We start from the raw sequence: 18,602 nt of genomic DNA on the forward strand, positions 1-18,602 counted from the left end.
ATACGGATGCCAGCCATTTTACACACATGTTTTTATGTATTAACGAAGGACGATTTTCTCCAAACGATCCAACCGGGCGAGAATATCGTTGATCACGTCATCGTTTTTAACGGCGGCATTGCGCCCCGTTGTCTGGGACACCTTTTTCCCCCCGCTTTTCAACTTCTTGATTTCTTCCTTCAAATATTCATTTTCCTGCAACACATCTTCGTAACTTGCAATCACCTGATCCAAAAATTTATTCACTTCTTCAATATCATAACCCCGCAACGATTGCTTGAAATCTTTGTTGAAAATCTCCATGGGCGTTAATCTTTTCACACACCGACACTCCCTGCTTCAATTTCCTTCTTTGCCCTAATTATATATAAAAAAGACAGACCTCAAAAGAGGTCTGTCTCCGTAAAAAAAGGCTTATTTGGCTTCCGGGAATGTTCTTTGGATGATATCATTCAAATTTTTGATGAATCCGCTGACCGGACGTCCGTTCCGCAGGTCATTGGCATAATTATTCATTTGTTTGACGAAATCCGGGTTGGCGGAGACATATACATCCCGCAACGTCGGATCCACGGCTCTGGCGTGTTTGGTGATCTTTTCTTTTAATCTGTCGGTCACCTTTCCGTCTCCGCGTTTTTCTTCTAAAACCACCGCCACATAAGCCGTGTTGCCCATCACAATGGCTGCGGCGCTGTTTACTTCCGGCAAACCGGCCACTTCGCCGGCCACTTCATCCGAAACCCGGACACCGCGCGTCAAGTTGTTGTCATCCGTATCATTGGTCCGGGTAAAATTTTGTGCACGTTCGTTCATATTGTTTCGATTGGCAATTCTCGTCACATCATCCCTCAGCGTGTCCCGGTCCACCCCTTGCTCTTGGGAAGTGGCACATGCACTCAATACAAAAACCAGGCATAAGCTCAATAAGCCACGCATCCACAAGACCATTCGGTTCATTTGTTTTCCCCCCTTTTGCTTTTGATTTGCCATTATTATTGTTATCCGGCCATCAAACTATGTACCCGGTTTCTGTCATAAAGACGGCAAAAGAGGAAAAAACAGGAAAGGATGATCAACCGTTCACAAAAAAAACCCTCCGAAGAGGGTTTTTCCTTCAATCGTCCTGTTGCATGAAAAATAAAGCAACATATTGCAACAGTTCCACCAAGGCGACAACCGCACCGGCCACATAGGTCAGCGCCGCCGCTCCCAGGACTTTGCGGACGCCTCTTTCTTCCGAAGCTCCGTTAATAAATCCTTCCCTGACCATGATCGCCTTGGCCCGCGAACTGGCGTTGAATTCAACCGGCAATGTCACCAAGTGAAACAAGACAGCCACGGAAAAGAAAATCAATCCGAGCAAAAGCATTCCCGTCATTTTAAAGAAAATGCCGGCCATCAACAAGAAAGGAGCCAATCCCGAAGTGATGTTTAAGACAGGAACCATCCGATGGCGCAGGACCAACGCGCCATAAGCTTCTTTATGTTGAATGGCATGCCCGCACTCATGCGCGGCCACCGAAATGGCAGCAATGGAACCGGAGCTGTAAACCCCTTCCGACAACCGGACCACTCTGGACACCGGATCATAATGATCCGTCAACATCCCGCGCACCGGTTCCACCGCCACATTGTACAATCCGTTTTGATCCAAAATGCGCCGCGCCACTTCTGCACCGGTCAATCCGGATCGTGCAGGCACCCTTGACCACTTAGAATAATTTCCCCTCACTTTGGCCTGTGCCCATAAGGTCAAGACCAAACCGGCTAATGACAGCAACAGAAATACTCCAAACAATGACCCTTCACTCCTCAACTCAAGCCTGTATACACATAATATCTATACCCATTCTTATTCTAACAAAAACCAAAATGAAAACTAAACGATAAAATACGGACACGGATGTATTTTTATAACCAAAAAGATCCATCCTAACAACAGGGAGGGTTACCATGTTACCAGACCAATTCTTCGACTTCAGCAAACTGGAACAATTCCGATTCTTGTATGAGCTGGGAATCATCCTGCTCGCTGTCAAAATCTTGGGGCATCTGAGCAAAAAATGGGGTCAGCCCTCCGTGCTGGGGGAACTTTTGGCCGGCATCCTTTTGGGCCCGATGGTGCTCGACTGGATCCATATGAATGCGTTTATTGAAGAAGCGGCCGAAATCGGTGTCATTTTGCTGATGTTTTTGGCCGGGTTGGAAACCAATTTAAAAGAATTCCAAAAAGCCGCTTTTGCCTCCACCTTGGTGGCGGTGATCGGGGTGATTTTGCCGTTTCTCGGCGGACTGGCCGGCGGTCTCTGGTTTGACTACCGTTTTGCCACATCCATCTTCATCGGAACCGCTTTGGTGGCGACCAGTGTCAGCATTTCGGTTCAGACGTTGCGCGAATTGGGCTGTTTAAATTCGAAAGCGGGCAACACCATTTTGGGTGCGGCCGTCCTGGATGACATTCTCGGAATCATCACTTTATCCATTGTCGTTGGTTTTGTGGGAAAAAATGGGAACGATAATTCATCGCTTCCGGTTTTGATTGTGAAAATCATTGTCTTCTTCGTATTCATCTGGTTGAGCCGCAAGCCGCTTCCGAAAATCTTTCAATGGGCCAACCGGATGATGACGACGGAAGTCATCCTGACCATCGGCATCATCGTGGCGCTCGTTTATGCATTTCTTGCCGAAATGTTCGGACTGGCCGGGATTGTCGGTGCATACTTTGCCGGTCTCATTCTCAGCACCAGCAAATTTCAGGACGAACTGTTCCCGAAACTGGAAACGGTTTCTTTTTCCTTTTTTGTGCCGGTCTTTTTCGTCAGTATCGGTTTGATGACGACGATTGAGTCCGTCAATGCATCCATTTTGATTCAGATCCTTGTGTTCTCCGTCGTTGCGGTATTAACCAAATTGGTCGGCGGTGCCATCGGGGCGAAATTGGGCGGTTTTCCGACAACCGATTCTTTCGCCGTCGGCGCCGGCATGGTGGCCCGGGGAGAAGTCGGGTTGATCATTGCAAGCATCGGATTAAACAACAAACTGTTTTCAGCCTCCCTGTTTCCGGTCATTGTTGCGGTGATTTTGATCACCACTGTTGTGACTCCGCCGCTTTTAAAAGTGTTTTTGCCCAAGCCGGGGAAAAAATCTGCCTCCTCCTGAACCCCTTATGATTTTATGGGACAAAAGGCAAAAAAAGTACAATAAAAACCGCCTTCAAACAGGCGGCTTTTTTTACTCTTGATCCGGGGTATGATCGGCTTTGTCCAACTCTTGCAGCAATTGGATGATCCGGTCCAGTTTGATTCCCTGCTCGTTTCGCGCCGACAATTTCAATGTGATTTCGGCACTGAATGCGGCAATATGCTCCCGGATTTCCACTTCGGTCTCACCGAAATTTTTTTGATAAATGTGCTGGCCTTTCACCTTTTTCCAGCCTCTTTGGATCAACGTCTCCTCATACTGTTCAAAATCCTTTTCCCGGATATCCAGGGACAAAGAAGTGATTTTCATGCATTCGCCTCCTCTAATGAATGGTAAATTGCAATTGTTCCGCCTTGGATCGCATTCCTACATTCAATGCCAAACCGATCGCCACCAGTTGCGTGACAATGGAAGTGCCTCCGTAACTGATGAACGGAAGCGGGATTCCGGTAATCGGCATTAAACCGATCGCCATTCCAATATTCTGGTATATTTGGAAAGCAAACATACCAACGATTCCGCAAACGATGCAGGTACCGAACAAGTTGGCCGACTTGAGTGCAATGCGAATCAAGCGGTACAGCAACATCAAGTAACAAGCGAGCAGGAACCCGGCGCCCAAAAAGCCGAACTCTTCGGCAATCACCGCAAAGATGAAATCATTGTGGGGTTCCGGAATCCAGTTGCCCTGTGCTTGCGTTCCCTGTTGATAACCTTTTCCCCAAAGCATTCCCGAACCGATGGCGATTTTGGCCTGGGTTGCCTGGTAACCGGCTCCCGTCGGATCGGATGCCGGATCCAAAAAGATCTGGATCCGTTCAATCTGATGATCCGCCAACAAGAGGTGGAGCAAAGGAGAATCCGTCAGATAAAGAAAAATGACCGAACCGACGACGATTGCAATCGCCGTCAGACCGCCAACCAACCATTTCCAGTGCAAGCCGCCCACCAGTAAAATGCTTGCGGTGATGGCCAACAAGATCAATGCCGTACCCAAATCGGGCTGGATCAAAATGATCACAAACGGAACGCCTGCAGCCAGCAAACCCTTTCCGAGCGTATGAAAATCCTCCCACATCTCCCCTTTTTTCCGGGACATCATTTTTGCTAATATCAAGATAACAAAGATTTTCATCATCTCCGACGGCTGCAGGGAAAACCCGCCAATCCGGATCCACAATTGCGCACCGTTTACTTCCTGGCCGATGCCCGGGATCATGACGATCAGATTTAAGAAAATGCCGATCCCGTATAAAATGTACAAGAGTTTCCCTTGTAACAAAATTTTATAGTCAAACAGGAGAACACCGAACATACAGAGAAACCCGACTATGTACCACATGATCTGTTTTTCGTAAAAATCCTGGTTTCCGGTGTAAGTCGCACTCGATATGGCAATTATGCTAATAGCCGCAAGCAGGATGAGGATCAACACGGTGGCAAAATCAATTTGTTGGATTTGATGCTTCTTGTTCATCACGATTTCCATTCTCCTTTTCTCTGCTCGGATTTCATCCTATCATAATGCATGAAACATCAAAACCTTTTGCAGAAGGAGATTTTCACTATGAAGCGTGGCAAACCAGACTTTTGGTTGATTTTTCTCACCTTTTTGCTGTTGGGAATTGGACTTGTCATGGTTTTTAGCGCCAGTTATTTCAATGGATATATCGATCCGGGCATCCATGATTCCTATTACTTTTTCAAAAAACAATCCATCTTCGCCCTGATCGGCTTGATTTTATTTTTTACGGTTTCCAATATCCCCTATCACACCTACCGCAAATGGGTCGGCCCGATCTTGCTCCTTTCGCTCATTCTTTTAATCCTCGTCCCGATGATCGGTCTGGCCAGAAACGGAGCGCAACGTTGGCTGGGTTACGGGGCCATCTCCTTTCAGCCCTCGGAATTTGTCAAGCTGGGGATGATCATTTACATGTCTTCCATCATGGTCAAAAAGCAACCGGTCTTGCATGAATTCCGGCGCGGTCTGCTTCCTCCCCTGATCGTCCTGTTTCTGATCTTGGGACTCTTAATGTTACAGCCTCATTTTAGCGCAACGGTGATTATCATGGGAATATGTTTCACCATCATTTTTTGCGCCGGTGCCCGGCTGAAGCATCTTTTTTTATTGACATTATCCGGCCTTCCCGTGCTCATCGGCGTCATGCTGTTGGGAGACTACCGCGTCGACCGGATCCAATCGATGCTCAATCCGTTAAGTGATCCGACCGGAGACGGGTATCAAATCATGCAATCCCTCATGGCTATCGGCCCCGGCGGATTGACGGGGGTGGGACTTGGAAGAAGCATTCAAAAGCTGGCTTACCTTCCGGAATCCCATACCGATTTCATCTTCTCGATTATTGCCGAAGAACTCGGGTTTATCGGGGGATTCATCATCATCGCTTTGTTTGCCTTGCTCATTGTACGCGGCATTTTGATTGCCATCCAGGCGCCGGACCAGTTCGGAACCTTGATGGCCACAGGAATCGTCACTTTGATTGCTATCGAAACGATTTTCAATCTGGGTGTGGTCACGGCATTGCTTCCGGTGACCGGGGTTCCGCTACCTCTCATCAGTTACGGGGGAACGGCACTCGTGTTTAAGTTGGTGTCGCTGGGCATTTTGCTGAACATCTCCCGCTACCGGAATGTAAAAAGCAAAGTGAAATTTTCTTCACCTGCCATTCGTCAGGTACATAGTTAAAAAAATCCCCCGGCCGGATCCATCCGGCAAGGGGATTTTTTCGTTAAGCGATTTTCAATTGGCCGGCAATCCCCCGGCGGAACTGCTGGCACTGGCATATTCCCGTTTCGGGATCCTTCCGGCCTCATATCCCATTCTTCCCGCCATGACGGCATATTTCATGGCTTCTGCCATCTTGACCGGATCTTTCGCCTGAGATACGGCCGTGTTGAGCAATACCCCGTCCGCTCCCAATTCCATGGCTTCCGCAACATCTTTCGGCGAACCGATTCCTGCATCAATAATTACCGGCACCGGCGAATCCTCAATGATCCACTTCAGATAGAGGGGGTTCAACAACCCTTGCCCCGAACCAATCGGCGCCCCTCCGGGCATGATCGCATGAGCCCCGGCTTCCCATAATTTGCGGGCCAAAACCGGATCATCCGAAGTGTAAGACAGAACGGTAAATCCTTCTTCCACCAACATCCGGGTGGCTTTTAACGTTTCAACGGGATCGGGCAACAAGGTTTTGGAATCGCCGATCACTTCCACTTTAATCATGTCGCACAAGTTGGAGGCCCGGGCCAAACGGGCGATCCGTACGGCTTCTTCCGCGGTCGTGGCCCCCGCTGTATTTGGCAACAGTTTGTATTTCTTCAAATCAAGCATTTCCAAGAAGTTGGGTTGCTCCGGATCATACAGATTCATTCTGCGGACCGCAAAAGTCAACACCTCGGTTCCGGATACATCCACCGCTTTTTTTTGTACATCCAAACCGGGAAATTTCCCTGTGCCAAGAAACAAACGCGATTGAAAAGTATGTTTTCCGATTTTCAACATCCGGCTTATCCCCCTCCGACAAAATGAACAATTTCAATGCAATCACCATCCGACAACCGGGTCGTGGCATGCATTTCCCGGGTCAGCACATGGCGGTTGTGTTCCACCACAAGAATTTTGCTGTTTAATTTGAAGTGTTTGATGAGATCATCCACTGTTTTCAGATGAGGGGGGACCGTTTGCTTTTCCCCGTTCAACTGAATTTGCACGGCACACCCTCCTTTTCATCCGGTAAACCTCCGGGGACTGAACGGGAGACATTCTTCTTCTGTCTCTCCCAAAATGAGACGGGTCACGACTTGACCGGTCCAAGGGCTGAGCAAAATGCCATTTCGAAAATGACCGGTGGCCACAATGCAATGATCGACGGTTTCCAGCCTGCCGATCACGGGAAGCCTGTCCGGCGTACCGGGTCGGACACTTGCCCACATCCGGCTGATGTTCAATTCTTTGACAGCGGGCAAGTAACGGGAGGCATCGGCGATGAGCCGGTAAACCGCTTCGGCTGTCACGCCGGGATCCCACTGATGCACTTTTTCGGTGGCGCCAATGATCCATTCCCCGTTTGCTTTTGGCACAATGTACACATCGTTGCCGAATATCGTGTGATTCAGGGACGGGCGGGTGGTCTTCAAGGCCAAAGACTCCCCTTTGACCGGATAAACCGGCAGGTTCAGTCCCAGCCGCCGCGAAGCAATCCCCGTCCAGGCACCGGTCGCCAGAACCACCGTGTCCGCCGCCCATTCTTCATGCGGGGTGACCACTTTCCGAATGCGGCCGTTTTCGACGCAAAAATCAATCACTTTGCAATCTTCGATTAATTCTGCCCCCTGCTGTTGCGCAGCCCGGATCAAAGCCTGGGTCAACCGGGGGGCAGAGACCTGAAATTCTTCAGGAAAAAACAAGCCGCCGATCACTTCTTCACCCAGACCTTTTTCTTTCTCCAGACATTCTTTGCGATCCAGCCAGACAGCTTTTTGCCATTTCATCCGTTCTTTTAAACCGGCCGCTTCCTCTTCTGACCGGGCGGGTTTGATCAATCCCGAACGGTTCAATTCAATATCCAGCCCGGTTTGTTCCCGCAATTCTTCCGCCAGTTCCGGAAACATGGACCGGCTTTTTAAACAAACATCGGCCAACGGGCCCGGCTGATGCATCTCCACCTGGGCTCCCAACATTCCCGCGGCCGCCCTTGAGGCATGAGCGCCCGCCCGGTCTTGTTCAAGAATAACAACGTTTACTTTCGATTTGGCCAAGTGATAAGCAATGGAACCGCCGATGATCCCTCCGCCAATAATTAAAACATCACTGTGCTTCATCAACCCACCTTCTTTTCATTTCCTTTGCCACTTCTTCCGGGGAAGGATGATGGGCGACGGCTGAAATCACAGCCACTCCTGTAGCACCCGTTTGTCGGATTTGATTCACATTTTCCGGCCCGATCCCGCCGATGGCAATGACAGGCAGCGAACAAGCTTGTACCAATCGCCGCAGCGATTCCACCCCGAAGGGAGGCAATCCCGGTTTGGAAGCGGAAGGAAAAATGTGCCCTGCAATCAGATAATCCATTCCTTCCCGCTTGGCTTCAACCGCGCGGCGGACAGAGTGAACGGAACGTCCCACCCGCATTTTCTGTTGCATCCGTTGCAGCATTTCCCGGGAAATCTCTTGTTGTTCGGTCAGATGCAGCCCCCCTGCCCCCAATTCTTCCGCCACAGCAGCATGCCGGTTAATGATCAACGATTTGGCCGGAATCGGGGTTTCTTGCAGAAGCAGACGGGCCATTTCCAGTATTTCCCTTTCTCTTTTATCTTTGTAGCGCAGATGAAAAGCATCGGCATAAGGAACCAAACGGGTCCATTGTTCGATCAAATCTCCGAGGGTTTGACAAGGGCTGGATATCACATGCAATTCCATGAACAAATCCCCCATCAAAAAAACCGGCATCCATGGGGATACCGGTTTTTATGCATCGTCAAGTCAACTTCATAACGAACCTTCCCCACTTCCTTTCGCTGGCATGACCCAGTTCAAGTTCAAAGGGTTGGAACCATGTTCCTCTCAGCACGTCCGTGCACCCCTAGTGGATAAATTCAATATGATGTTTTCTTCTTTATTCTAAACATAGAATGATCTACCCGTCAACTTTTTTAAACATTCGCACGATGGGAATCCCTTCTCTTGTCATGATTTCTTCCTGCTTCTGAAATCCGTGCTTCTCATAACATCGAATGGCCGGCTCATTTTCTTTTCCCGTGGTCACGACCCAACTTTTGATCCCGGGTTGGTTTAAAACCTGCGTCAACAACCGGGAGGCAATCCCCTGCCGAAAATAGTCCGGATGAACCGCCAGACGGCAGATCGTCATCCGGTCTTTCTCTTTTATGTACGATAAAAAACCGGCCAATTGATCTTTTTTATATATACCTATAAACGTTTCTTTCGATTTTCGCATGGATTGAATGGTTTCTTTCAGTGTGGGAATATTGTAGGACCGGATTCGCTCTGCTTCCACCTGATATGCCGCTTGTTGTGTGGATAAAATTTGGATCAGATGTTTATCATCCATGAGCGACAAAATTTGAATCGTCATCCCCATCCCTCCTTAACCTCTTCCACTATATCTTTAACCCTCCACCTTTGACAAGCAATCGCCGGATTCCATAAAAAAGCCACCACCAACTTTCTTTTGGGGATGATGGTACCGTCCGCCACTTTCTATTTTGTGTTTAACGATTTATTTTGACTCCAAAAATACCATCCGCCAAAAATCAGAGCAACCGGCAACAGGATGAACAAAATCCGTGTTCCATACTTGTGCAACAGAAAAAAGCCCCATTCCCAATTTGCTCCCAGAAGATGTCCCAAACCGATAAACACGATGCACCAGCAAACAGCGCCTGCATAGGCATGCATGGCAAAACGCCAATAAGATATCCGGGTGATCCCCGCCAAATAGGCCGAGACATGGCGGACGCCGGGAATGAAATACCCACCAAACAACAGCCAGTTTCCATATTTACGGAACAAAAGCTGCGTGATCCGCAACCGCCGGCGGGTAATGAAAAGCTTGGGTCCGTATTTTTTCAAAAAAGGATATCCCAACCAAATGCCGAGCAAATAACTGATGGTGATTCCACCCGCCGATCCGAGAAACGCACAAAGAATGGTGAGGTAAAAATTCAATTGTCCGGTGGTCGTCAAATAACCAAGAAAAGTCAACATAATCTCATCGGGCAACGGAAGCCCGATCAGCCCCAACACCAGAAACAGAAAAATTCCTATATACCCGTATTCCTGCAAGATATACAATGCTTGTTCCATAACTCAACCCCGTTTTTGGACACGTCTCCTTCTAAACATATCTTACGAATTCCGATGCTGAAAAATACTGCTTTTTGTCCGCGCCGGTCCATCCCGGCGGAAGTACCGTGACATCAACCATCCCGCCTGAATCCTTTCGCTTACCGTCTTGCTGCTTTTCCCCCATTCCTTTTGATCTTTCTCCATCATAGCATAAAAGGAGGACGGTATGGAGTCACCGTCCCAGGAGGGTACAAGTCAGACATATTGGATGAATTCATTGTATCGGTCATGATTCAAGCCTTTGACCACTTCCACCAGCAAACGGACGGCATGATCCAAGTCACTCTTGCTGATCATGGAAACATGGCTGTGGATGTATCGGGCAGCCACACCAATCACGATCGACGGAACGCCTTTGCCGTAGAGATGGAACTGTCCGGCATCGGTTCCACCCCCGGTCATCGTGTCGATTTGGAAAGGAATCCCGTGTTTTTCGGCCATGTTCACCACATAATTGCGCAAGGCCAGATTGGGAATCATCGTCGCATCCAAAAATGTGATCAACGGGCCTTTGCCCAGCTTGGCTTTGTTTTGTCCTTCATTGCCCGGGGAATCTTCCGCAACCCCCACATCGAGGGCAATCGCAACGTCCGGCTTCAGCAGGCGCGGGGCGGTGGTCGCTCCCCTGAGGCCCACTTCTTCCTGCACCGTGGCCCCGGCAATCACCGTATTGGGATGATCTGCCATGCTTAATTGTTTTAACACTTCCAAAGCCAGGTAACAACCAACACGGTTGTCCAACGCTTTGGCCAGAATGGTGTCGCGATCCGGCAAAATTTCAAACGGACACACCGGCACAACCGGATCCCCGACGCGGATCCCCCATTCTTTCACCTGCTCATCGCTGTGGGCACCGATATCAATAAACATTTCGCGAATCGGAATCAACTTTCCTTTTTCCTCGGGTGTCAGCACATGAGGCGGCCGGGAACCGATGACACCCGTAAAAGTTCTTTTTTCCGTAATGATCAAAACACGTTGTGCCAACAGAACCTGACTCCACCATCCTCCGAGTGGGGTGAAGCGCAAGTAACCGCTTTTGGTGATTTCATTCACCATAAAACCGACTTCGTCCAGGTGTCCGGCCAATAAAATGCGGGGCCCGTCACTGGTCCCTTTTTTAATCCCGAAAATGCCTCCGAGCCCGTCGGTTTGAATTTCCACGTTTTCTTTGCTGAGTTCCCGTTTCATGATTTCGCGCACTTCTTTTTCAAACCCGGAGACCCCGTTGGCCTCGGTAAGTTCCTTCAACAGTTGCATAGATATCCTCCTTCATGTTCATCTTTTGTTAAGTTTTGCAACGTTTTCCGATTTATACCCCGGTCCGGCCGGTTTCGCGGCAAAAATTCACATCACCGGCGCTTTGCTGCCAAAACCATTTTCCATATGTAATAATTTTCAGATAATTTATCGCCAAAGAAAAAAAACAATGGCCCGAAACCAAGCCATCGTTTTTCCCGGACAGTTACATCGAATGAAGAAGTTGAATGCGGAAATTGTCAGAGGCATCACTGATGGCCAACTGATTTTCCAACCCGTTAATCACACTGCGGTAATACTGCCCCGCTTCCTCCTGTTTTCCCATACGCAGCATTTCTTCATAGGTTTGGTAACTTTCTCTCAACAACTGGAACAAGCGGGTGAATTGCTCACGATCCAACACGGGAGGGCGGTCATTCCATTCTTCATCATAAAATGTCTGATAACGCTCCAAATAAGCCTCGTATGATGTAAAGTCCCCGTTCATCTGAACCAACCTCATTTTGAAAGATTTTATGTTTAGCATGGCCTTCCCGTTCATTCCTATTCAAAGTCCGCAAAAGTCCGTAAAAATAAAAAAAGACGCGTTCGCGTCTTTTCTCAAGCTATGTCGGAAAGCAAACAATAAGCCGGGTTCTGTTCTCCGGGTGGTCCAAGCAACGGCTTGAACGTCTCCCACCCATTGGAGTGGCAATCATCTATCTACATTGTGTATTGCTACACAACTTCAGCGACCTACCCGAGATCACTGCGGGCCACAGCTGCATCCAAAGATGCTGATCTCCTATCAGGTCTTGCTCCGGGTGGGGTTTACCTAGCCAGCATGTCTCCATGCTGCTGGTGCGCTCTTACCGCACCGTTGCACCCTTGCCTGTGAGACGAAATTCGTCCCCATCGGCGGTCTGCATTTCTGTGGCACTAGCCTTAGGGTCGCCCCCACCGGCCGTTAGCCGGCACCCTGCCCTGTGGAGCCCGGACTTTCCTCCCGTGGGACCTTGCGGTACACCACCGGCGATTGCCTTGTTTACTTTCCTTTGTGCAGTAAATTTAATTATAACAATCAAGCAGGTTCATATCAACAGGAACCTCTTTCCACTTGTTCAAACACAAAACCGAAAGGGATTGGTGTTCACTTTCGACGGTTCGACCGGAACCTGGCGGTTCAACCGTTTTTCCAGCTCCTTGCAAACATACGGAACCACCCAATGTTCCACATGGTGTCCCGGATCCACCAGTGAAATCCCCAAATCGATGACTTCTTGCGCCGTGTGGTAATCCACATCCCCCGTGATGTACACATCGGCCCCCTGCCGCTTGACATCGCGGAGGTAACGGCCACCGGAACCTCCCAAAATCGCCACTTTCCGAATTTCTTTATCCGGGTTGCCCACCACCCGGACCCCGTCGCATTCAAAAGCGTCTTTGACGAAACGGGCAAATTCATCCAATTTCATCGTTTCCGGCAAGGATCCGATTCGCCCGAACCCGAGCGGCTCGCCTTTCAAATCCAACGGATAGATGTCATAAGCCACTTCCTCATATGGATGGGCTTTGAACATGGCTTCAAGCACCCTTTTTTCGATCGATGCCGGCATGACGGTTTCCAAACGGATCTCTTTCACCTTTTCCAGTTCCCCCGTTTTACCGATAAACGGATTGGCTCCGTCGCGTGGCAAAAAGGTTCCGGTTCCTTCCACATTAAACGTGCAATGGCTGTAATTCCCGATCCATCCGGCCCCGGCTTCGCTGATGGCATTCAGCACCGCTTCGTGATGGTCCACCGGCACGGTGACAACCAGTTTTTTCAATGCATCCTGTTTATAGCCGATCAAAACCCTGGTGTCAGTGAGCCCGAGACGGTCGGCCAAGGCATCATTCACTCCGCCCACGGCCGCATCCAAATTGGTGTGTGCGATGTAAACATGGATTCCGTGCGCCAACAACTTGGCAAACATTCTGCCGGCCGGTTCATCGGTCCGGATTTCTTTCAACGGATGAAAAATCACCGCATGATGAGCCACAATCCAATTGGCCCCGATGCGAATCGCTTCATCCACCACTTCTTCATTCACATCCAGGGTGACCAGCACTTTCCGGACTTCCGCTTGCGGATCCCCCACCTGCAAACCAATCCGGTCTTTTTCGACAGCCAAAGCGGAAGGGGCATACGATTCCATCGCTTTGATCAGGTCGACTCCGCGAACAGACATGTTTTCACCTTCTCCCATTCTTTTAATTGTTCCGCCAGCTGTTCCCTTTTGGCGACAGCTGTCTCCGATTTCGCGTTTTTCAATGACCGAAACACCTTTTGTTTCGATTCCCATTCCTGCATTACTTTTCTTTTCAGGAGCGGATGCCTTTTCTTCAAAAGCAGCGGCCCCACTTCCATTAAGGTGGATTCCGAAAACTCCCGGCCCATCTCGTCATAAATCGTTTCCTCACCAGGTTCTGCCTCCAGCGCCTCATACAAGATGCCGGCATCTTCCACCAATGATTCATCCACCAGGCAAAATCCGTTTTCTTTCAACCATCTGCGGACATTGTGGCCGCCGATGTTGGGTTGCAAAATCAACCGTTTCACTCCGTGCAGCTTTTCTTTGCCCTCTTTTAAAATCTGAGTAATCAAAGCCCCGCCCATTCCGGCGATCACAATCACATCGACTTCACCCGGTTTTAACACCGACAATCCGTCTCCGAGGCGGGCTTCCACCATCTTTTCCACATTCGCCATCCGGATGGTCCGGCAGGCATTTTCAAACGGCCCCTTGTTTAACTCTCCCACAATTCCATGTGACAAACAACCGGCTTTGGCCTGATGAATCAGCAAATAGGCATGATCTCCGCCGATGTCTGCCACCCGCGCCCCGACCGGGATCCATTCCGTCAATTTCTGAAGGCGCGCCGACAGGACAATTGGATCATCCGACAACCTCTTCCCTCCCCTTGAAACTTAGACCTTTACGCCTCTTAGAATAATAGCACGAACCCTCCAAACAAAAAAGCAACCGGTTTGGTTCGGCCGTCTCCGGACAACAAAAAAGGAAGTGACGGGTCATCACTTCCTTCGCCTGGTTGTTTCCGGTTCCCTTCCTCCGGGATTTAAGCTTCCTTGAAGTACAACCATTTTTGAAAAAAAGGAGTCAAATCTTTGCCGGCCACTTCATTGGCGGTCCGGATAAAATCCCGGGTGGTGGCGACTTTGTATTGATACCGGTGATAATAGGTTCTTAAAATCTCCAGGACTTTCTCTTTTCCGATTTCGTCCATCAGTTCATACAGCATGGCTGCCGGACGAATGTACACCATCAGACCGTACACCGGTTCCGGGTAATCATAAAGCGGTTGGGCCGAACTGATCCCCGCCGTTTGATGAATTTCATCGGCTTTTTTCGATGCTCTCTCCAACAGCTCCCGTTCATCTTCTTTCATCTTCTCTTCCATATACAAAAACTCGGAGAAGGTGGTCAACCCTTCATCCAGCCAAGGTTCTTTGGCCTGGTTGTTGCCGACCACCCCGTACCACCACTGGTGTGCCAACTCGTGCACAACCACATTGACTGCCGGTTGGATCCCTTTTTTGGTCCCGATCTTTGGAATGGAGGTCACCAGGCCCGGATATTCCATCCCGGCGATTCCTTCACCGGTTTCCCCCAGCACGACATCGACTTCGTCATAAGGATAGGGCCCGAATTTTTCACTGTAAAATTTCATTCCGGACACTGCTGCTTCCAGCAAGGGTTTGGCCACATCCTCCATCCCGTTCATATACCAAAGGTTGACTTGAATGTCTTTGTACTTTCCGCTTACTGACCGGTAATCTTTGGTTAAAACCGCTGCAAAATCGCGGACTTGATCCTGTTTGATGGTAATTTTGGAGCCGGCCGGTTGATTCTTGTTATTTCCCGTGGAAATCACCCGGTAACCTTCGGGGAGGCGGAAAGTGACTTCAAAATCAGACATCACCGAGTAAAACGGATCGCCGGTCGTGGTGTACGGTTCAGTATGCCATCCGTGTTGATCCCTGACGGCCAGCATCGGGTACCACTGAGCCAAAAAGGCCGTGTTTTTGAAAGTGTTCAGCCGCATCCCGCCACGGGGCAAATGCAATAAAAAATCCATCTCAATGCGGGCGGATTGTCCGTCTTGAAGGGGACGGGGCAACTGCACTTTCATCACCGTTTCCTTGATATCGGGCTCAACGCTTTTGCCATCCACTTTCACATGAAAAACGCGGATGTAACCCGGTTTTTCCGGCTTGGAGACTTTGTGCTTCCAATTTTGAAATGCATTGGGATAAAGCCGGAAATACACTTCATTTTGCGGTTCGGTTCGTTTCTCCGGCAAAGTGACCACCATATGTCCCGTCAACTCATCCTTTTCCGGATGAAACGTTGTATCCATCTGATAAAAAGGGCGGTCGGCGTAAGCGACCCCTTCCCTTGCATTGACTTGAGTTGCCATTCCGGCCAAAACCGAGGAGGCGAAAATCAAAGAGAGAACGAGCGAAAAAAAACGGCGTTTCATCTGTGTCACCTCAATTTGGTCAATTGGATTCTTCCATAGGATGACCTGAAGATTGAGGATTTATGACAGAGAAAAGCCGTCTTGTCAGCTCAAGATCTCATTATTTTCCGCTCTTTACAAGTTTCCGCGCCGGGCCTGCTCCCGCTCAATCGCCTCAAACAAAGCCTTAAAGTTTCCTTCACCGAATCCCCGGGCTCCTTTGCGCTGGATGATTTCAAAGAACAAGGTCGGACGGTCCACGATCGGCTTGGTGAAGATCTGCAACAGATATCCTTCATCATCCCGGTCCACCAAAATCCGGAGCCGTTTCAAATCATCCAGCTTTTCATCAATATCGCCGACGCGTTCAAACAAATCTTCATAATACGTATCCGGGGTGTCCAAAAACTCCACGCCGTTTTTCTGCAGCGTTTCCACGGTTTTCACAATGTCATCGGTAAGGAGCGCCACATGTTGAACGCCCGCACCATGGTAAAACTCCAAAAACTCCTGGATTTGCGATTTTTTCTTCCCTTCCGCCGGTTCGTTGATGGGGAACTTGATTCTTCCCGATCCATTTTGCATCACTTTGGACATCAACGCAGAATACTCCGTGCTGATATCCTCGTCGTCAAAATGAATCAACTGCTTAAATCCCATGACTTTCTCATAATAAGCCACCCATGTCTCCATTTTTTCCACATTGCCCACCACATGGTCCACACCGGTGATGCCGGCATCCCGCACGGGAAGGTTCATTTCACACGGGACAAAGCCCGGCGCAAACAACCCTTTGTAATGTTTCCGCTCCACAAGCGTATGGACGGTGTCCCCATAGGTGCCGATGACGGCTTTTTTCAAAACTCCTTGTTCATCCCTCGATTCATACGGTTCTTTGATGGCAATGCCCCCGCGGGAAATCGCCTCTTTGAAAGCGTTTTCCACATCGTCCACCAAAAGGGCGATATCTTTGACTCCGTCACCGTGTTGCCTGACAAAGGAGGAAATCTCATGCTCCGGCGAATAAGCCCCGGTAATCAAAAAGCGCACATTCCCTTGTTCCACCAGATACGAAACGGTTTCGCGGTTTCCGGTTTCCAGTCCGCTGTAAGCAACCGGACGAAACCCGAATGTCTGGCAAAAATAAGATGCCGCCTGCCTCGCATTTCCTGTGTAATACTCTAAATAGTCTACATCATGGATTGGGAAGAAATCGCTCATGTAAGAATATTCCCCCTTTAAAAAAATAATCTGTCATTTACAGATTAATATGTAAAAAAAAACAGCGCAAGCATCTACATTGATGCACCGCCGCTTTTCCGTAATGAAAGGCTGTAGAAGTCTTCCGCAATCATTGCATATACACACGTGTTTTCCAATTGGCGATCCGGGGATACTTGAAAATTGCGCAGGATCCCTTCCAACCGGTACCCCAAACGTTCCGCCACTTTCCGGCTGCGTACATTGCGTTGGTCACAGCGGATCTCCACCCGGTTGGCTTTTAAAATTTCGAAAGCAAATACGCTCAACCCCCGGACCGCTTCGGTGATGTACCCCTGTCTCATGTAAGACTTGCGGCACCAATAACCAATTTCAAATTTCGGGACGCTCCAATCGATCCGGTGCAGTCCGCTGCTCCCGACAAAATCCTTGGTCTCTTTGTGAAACAAATGGAAACGCAAGTCGGTTCGCTCCAAAAACTTGCTGTGCGCCTGCCTGACATTGATTTCGGCTTGTTCTCTGGAAGGGGGAGTTTGCGCCCATGGCATCCATTGGCGCAAAAGCTCCTCGGTTTCCATCATGGCTTCATACACTTTTTCCCCGTCTCCCGGCAAAGGCAAACGAATCCATAAACGCTCGGTTTCGAACGAATGCGGAAAATCCATCAAGATCGGAGGGATTCGCTCCATTTCTGACTCTCCATTTCTTGCTGTAATCCATACAGACCGGTGATATTCATTCTAAATGTACCGGGAAGCCGAAAAAAAGACAAGGGTCAAGCTAGGCCGCCCGCTTGTTGGTAGGCGGACAAGTCCTTCCGGATAAAGGCTTCCCGCAATTTGTACTTTTGGATTTTTCCGCTGGCAGTCATCGGATATTTGTCCACAAAAATGACTTGGGAAGGGATTTTGTACCGGGCAATGTTCCCTTTGCAAAACTCAATGATTTCCTCTTCCGTGCAATTAACCCCCTCTTTCTTCCGGATGAAAGCCACCGAAACCTCACCATACTTTTCATCCGGCACTCCCACAATTTGAACATCCAAAACTTTGGGATGCATATAGAGAAATTCCTCGATCTCCCGCGGATAAATATTTTCGCCCCCGCGAATGATCATATCTTTCAACCGTCCGGTAATCCGGTAGGTTCCGTCTTTGTTCTCCACTGCCAAATCACCGGTGTGAAGCCATCCTTCTTCATCAATCACTTCCCGGGTCGCTTCAGGCATTTTGTAATAGCCTTTCATCACATGGTAACCCCGGGTGCACAGCTCCCCTTGCTTTCCCGGCGGCAACGGCTTTTTGCTTTCAGGGTCAATGATTTTCACTTCCACATGCGGCAAGGGCCTTCCCACGGTGGCCACACGCACGTCCAAAGGATCATCCGTCCGGGTCTGGGTGATGACCGGCGAAGACTCCGTTTGGCCGTAAGCAATGGTGATTTCGCGGATCCCCATTTCTTCGGTCACTTTGCGCATCACTTCGATCGGGCAATTGGAGCCAACTAAGTGGTACTAACT

General features: G+C 49.3%; 20 protein-coding genes, 1 other RNA gene, 1 pseudogene and 1 riboswitch. Of the genes and pseudogenes, 2 read left to right on the forward strand and 20 right to left on the reverse strand.

The features are described from left to right. Positions 1 to 39: 39 nt before the first annotated feature. The 3 genes from H1R82_RS06520 to H1R82_RS06530 form a co-directional block, all read right to left on the reverse strand. A complete protein-coding gene (locus tag H1R82_RS06520) occupies positions 40 to 321 on the reverse strand; it encodes a DivIVA domain-containing protein (protein ID WP_181730904.1) in 282 nt (93 codons plus the stop codon). A gap of 93 nt (positions 322 to 414) precedes the next feature. Further along, positions 415 to 957: a YhcN/YlaJ family sporulation lipoprotein gene (locus H1R82_RS06525; protein WP_181730905.1), complete on the reverse strand. Its 543-nt coding sequence runs from the start codon at positions 955 to 957 to the stop codon at positions 415 to 417. Positions 958 to 1,114: 157 nt separating this feature from the next. After that, positions 1,115 to 1,798 carry a zinc metallopeptidase gene (locus tag H1R82_RS06530; protein WP_181730906.1) on the reverse strand — a complete coding sequence of 228 codons (684 nt, stop codon included), beginning with the start codon at positions 1,796 to 1,798 and terminating at the stop codon, positions 1,115 to 1,117. 155 nt (positions 1,799 to 1,953) lie between these two features. Between H1R82_RS06530 and H1R82_RS06535 the strand changes: the two genes are divergently transcribed. Beyond that, on the forward strand, positions 1,954 to 3,159 hold the full coding sequence (locus H1R82_RS06535; RefSeq protein WP_181730907.1) for a cation:proton antiporter: 1,206 nt from the start codon (positions 1,954 to 1,956) through the stop codon (positions 3,157 to 3,159). Positions 3,160 to 3,231: 72 nt separating this feature from the next. Here the strand turns inward: H1R82_RS06535 and H1R82_RS06540 are convergent, their stop codons facing one another. After that, positions 3,232 to 3,510: a hypothetical protein gene (locus tag H1R82_RS06540; RefSeq protein WP_181730908.1), complete on the reverse strand. Its 279-nt coding sequence runs from the start codon at positions 3,508 to 3,510 to the stop codon at positions 3,232 to 3,234. Between the two features lie 13 nt (positions 3,511 to 3,523). Beyond that, positions 3,524 to 4,678: a rod shape-determining protein RodA gene (gene rodA / locus H1R82_RS06545; protein ID WP_181730909.1), complete on the reverse strand. Its 1,155-nt coding sequence runs from the start codon at positions 4,676 to 4,678 to the stop codon at positions 3,524 to 3,526. A 90-nt stretch (positions 4,679 to 4,768) separates the two neighbouring features. Here rodA and ftsW point away from each other — a divergent pair, with 90 nt between their 5' ends. Then, on the forward strand, positions 4,769 to 5,911 hold the full coding sequence (ftsW, locus tag H1R82_RS06550) for a putative lipid II flippase FtsW (RefSeq protein WP_181730910.1): 1,143 nt from the start codon (positions 4,769 to 4,771) through the stop codon (positions 5,909 to 5,911). Positions 5,912 to 5,965: 54 nt separating this feature from the next. Here the strand turns inward: ftsW and H1R82_RS06555 are convergent, their stop codons facing one another. The 15 genes and pseudogenes from H1R82_RS06555 to H1R82_RS06625 all read right to left on the reverse strand — a co-directional run. Further along, positions 5,966 to 6,733 (reverse strand): thiazole synthase, encoded by a 768-nt coding sequence (locus H1R82_RS06555; protein ID WP_181730911.1) that lies wholly within the window; start codon positions 6,731 to 6,733, stop codon positions 5,966 to 5,968. 5 nt (positions 6,734 to 6,738) lie between these two features. Then, positions 6,739 to 6,942, reverse strand: coding sequence for a sulfur carrier protein ThiS (thiS, locus tag H1R82_RS06560; protein ID WP_181730912.1), 204 nt, complete (start codon positions 6,940 to 6,942; stop codon positions 6,739 to 6,741). A gap of 15 nt (positions 6,943 to 6,957) precedes the next feature. Further along, positions 6,958 to 8,052 (reverse strand): glycine oxidase ThiO, encoded by a 1,095-nt coding sequence (thiO, locus tag H1R82_RS06565; RefSeq protein WP_181730913.1) that lies wholly within the window; start codon positions 8,050 to 8,052, stop codon positions 6,958 to 6,960. Beyond that, positions 8,039 to 8,650 (reverse strand): thiamine phosphate synthase, encoded by a 612-nt coding sequence (locus tag H1R82_RS06570; protein ID WP_181730914.1) that lies wholly within the window; start codon positions 8,648 to 8,650, stop codon positions 8,039 to 8,041. Before H1R82_RS06570 ends, thiO begins: the two co-directional genes overlap by 14 nt. Before the next feature lie 73 nt (positions 8,651 to 8,723). Next, a riboswitch (TPP riboswitch) is annotated at positions 8,724 to 8,825 on the reverse strand. 42 nt (positions 8,826 to 8,867) lie between these two features. Next, on the reverse strand, positions 8,868 to 9,326 hold the full coding sequence (locus tag H1R82_RS06575) for a GNAT family N-acetyltransferase (protein ID WP_181730915.1): 459 nt from the start codon (positions 9,324 to 9,326) through the stop codon (positions 8,868 to 8,870). Between the two features lie 125 nt (positions 9,327 to 9,451). Next, positions 9,452 to 10,057 (reverse strand): DedA family protein, encoded by a 606-nt coding sequence (locus H1R82_RS06580; protein ID WP_181730916.1) that lies wholly within the window; start codon positions 10,055 to 10,057, stop codon positions 9,452 to 9,454. A 237-nt stretch (positions 10,058 to 10,294) separates the two neighbouring features. Next, the gene (locus tag H1R82_RS06585) at positions 10,295 to 11,359 is read right to left on the reverse strand and encodes a M42 family metallopeptidase (RefSeq protein WP_181730917.1); all 1,065 of its coding nucleotides are present in this window, start codon (positions 11,357 to 11,359) and stop codon (positions 10,295 to 10,297) included. Positions 11,360 to 11,564: 205 nt separating this feature from the next. Continuing rightward, positions 11,565 to 11,846 (reverse strand): hypothetical protein, encoded by a 282-nt coding sequence (locus H1R82_RS06590; RefSeq protein WP_181730918.1) that lies wholly within the window; start codon positions 11,844 to 11,846, stop codon positions 11,565 to 11,567. Positions 11,847 to 11,969: 123 nt separating this feature from the next. Then, an RNA gene (rnpB, locus tag H1R82_RS06595) (RNase P RNA component class A) lies at positions 11,970 to 12,390 on the reverse strand. 69 nt (positions 12,391 to 12,459) lie between these two features. Continuing rightward, complete coding sequence (locus tag H1R82_RS06600) at positions 12,460 to 13,569, reverse strand: Nif3-like dinuclear metal center hexameric protein (protein WP_181730919.1); 1,110 nt, start codon at positions 13,567 to 13,569, stop codon at positions 12,460 to 12,462. Continuing rightward, positions 13,545 to 14,288: a tRNA (adenine(22)-N(1))-methyltransferase gene (locus H1R82_RS06605; RefSeq protein WP_181730920.1), complete on the reverse strand. Its 744-nt coding sequence runs from the start codon at positions 14,286 to 14,288 to the stop codon at positions 13,545 to 13,547. Before H1R82_RS06605 ends, H1R82_RS06600 begins: the two co-directional genes overlap by 25 nt. A 170-nt stretch (positions 14,289 to 14,458) precedes the next feature. Next, entirely contained in the window at positions 14,459 to 15,883 is a 1,425-nt protein-coding gene (locus H1R82_RS06610) for a M1 family metallopeptidase (RefSeq protein WP_181730921.1), read from the reverse strand. A gap of 114 nt (positions 15,884 to 15,997) precedes the next feature. Continuing rightward, positions 15,998 to 17,083, reverse strand: coding sequence for a 4-hydroxyphenylpyruvate dioxygenase (gene hppD / locus H1R82_RS06615; RefSeq protein WP_181730922.1), 1,086 nt, complete (start codon positions 17,081 to 17,083; stop codon positions 15,998 to 16,000). 74 nt (positions 17,084 to 17,157) lie between these two features. Then, positions 17,158 to 17,772, reverse strand: coding sequence for a GNAT family N-acetyltransferase (locus tag H1R82_RS06620; protein WP_220214937.1), 615 nt, complete (start codon positions 17,770 to 17,772; stop codon positions 17,158 to 17,160). Positions 17,773 to 17,858: 86 nt separating this feature from the next. Further along, positions 17,859 to 18,590 (reverse strand): annotated as a pseudogene (locus H1R82_RS06625) (AMP-binding protein); the annotation flags it as partial. Positions 18,591 to 18,602: the final 12 nt, after the last annotated feature.

Origin of the sequence: Thermoactinomyces intermedius, assembly GCF_013912365.1 — a bacterium.
Lineage (GTDB): Bacteria > Bacillota > Bacilli > Thermoactinomycetales > Thermoactinomycetaceae > Thermoactinomyces > Thermoactinomyces intermedius.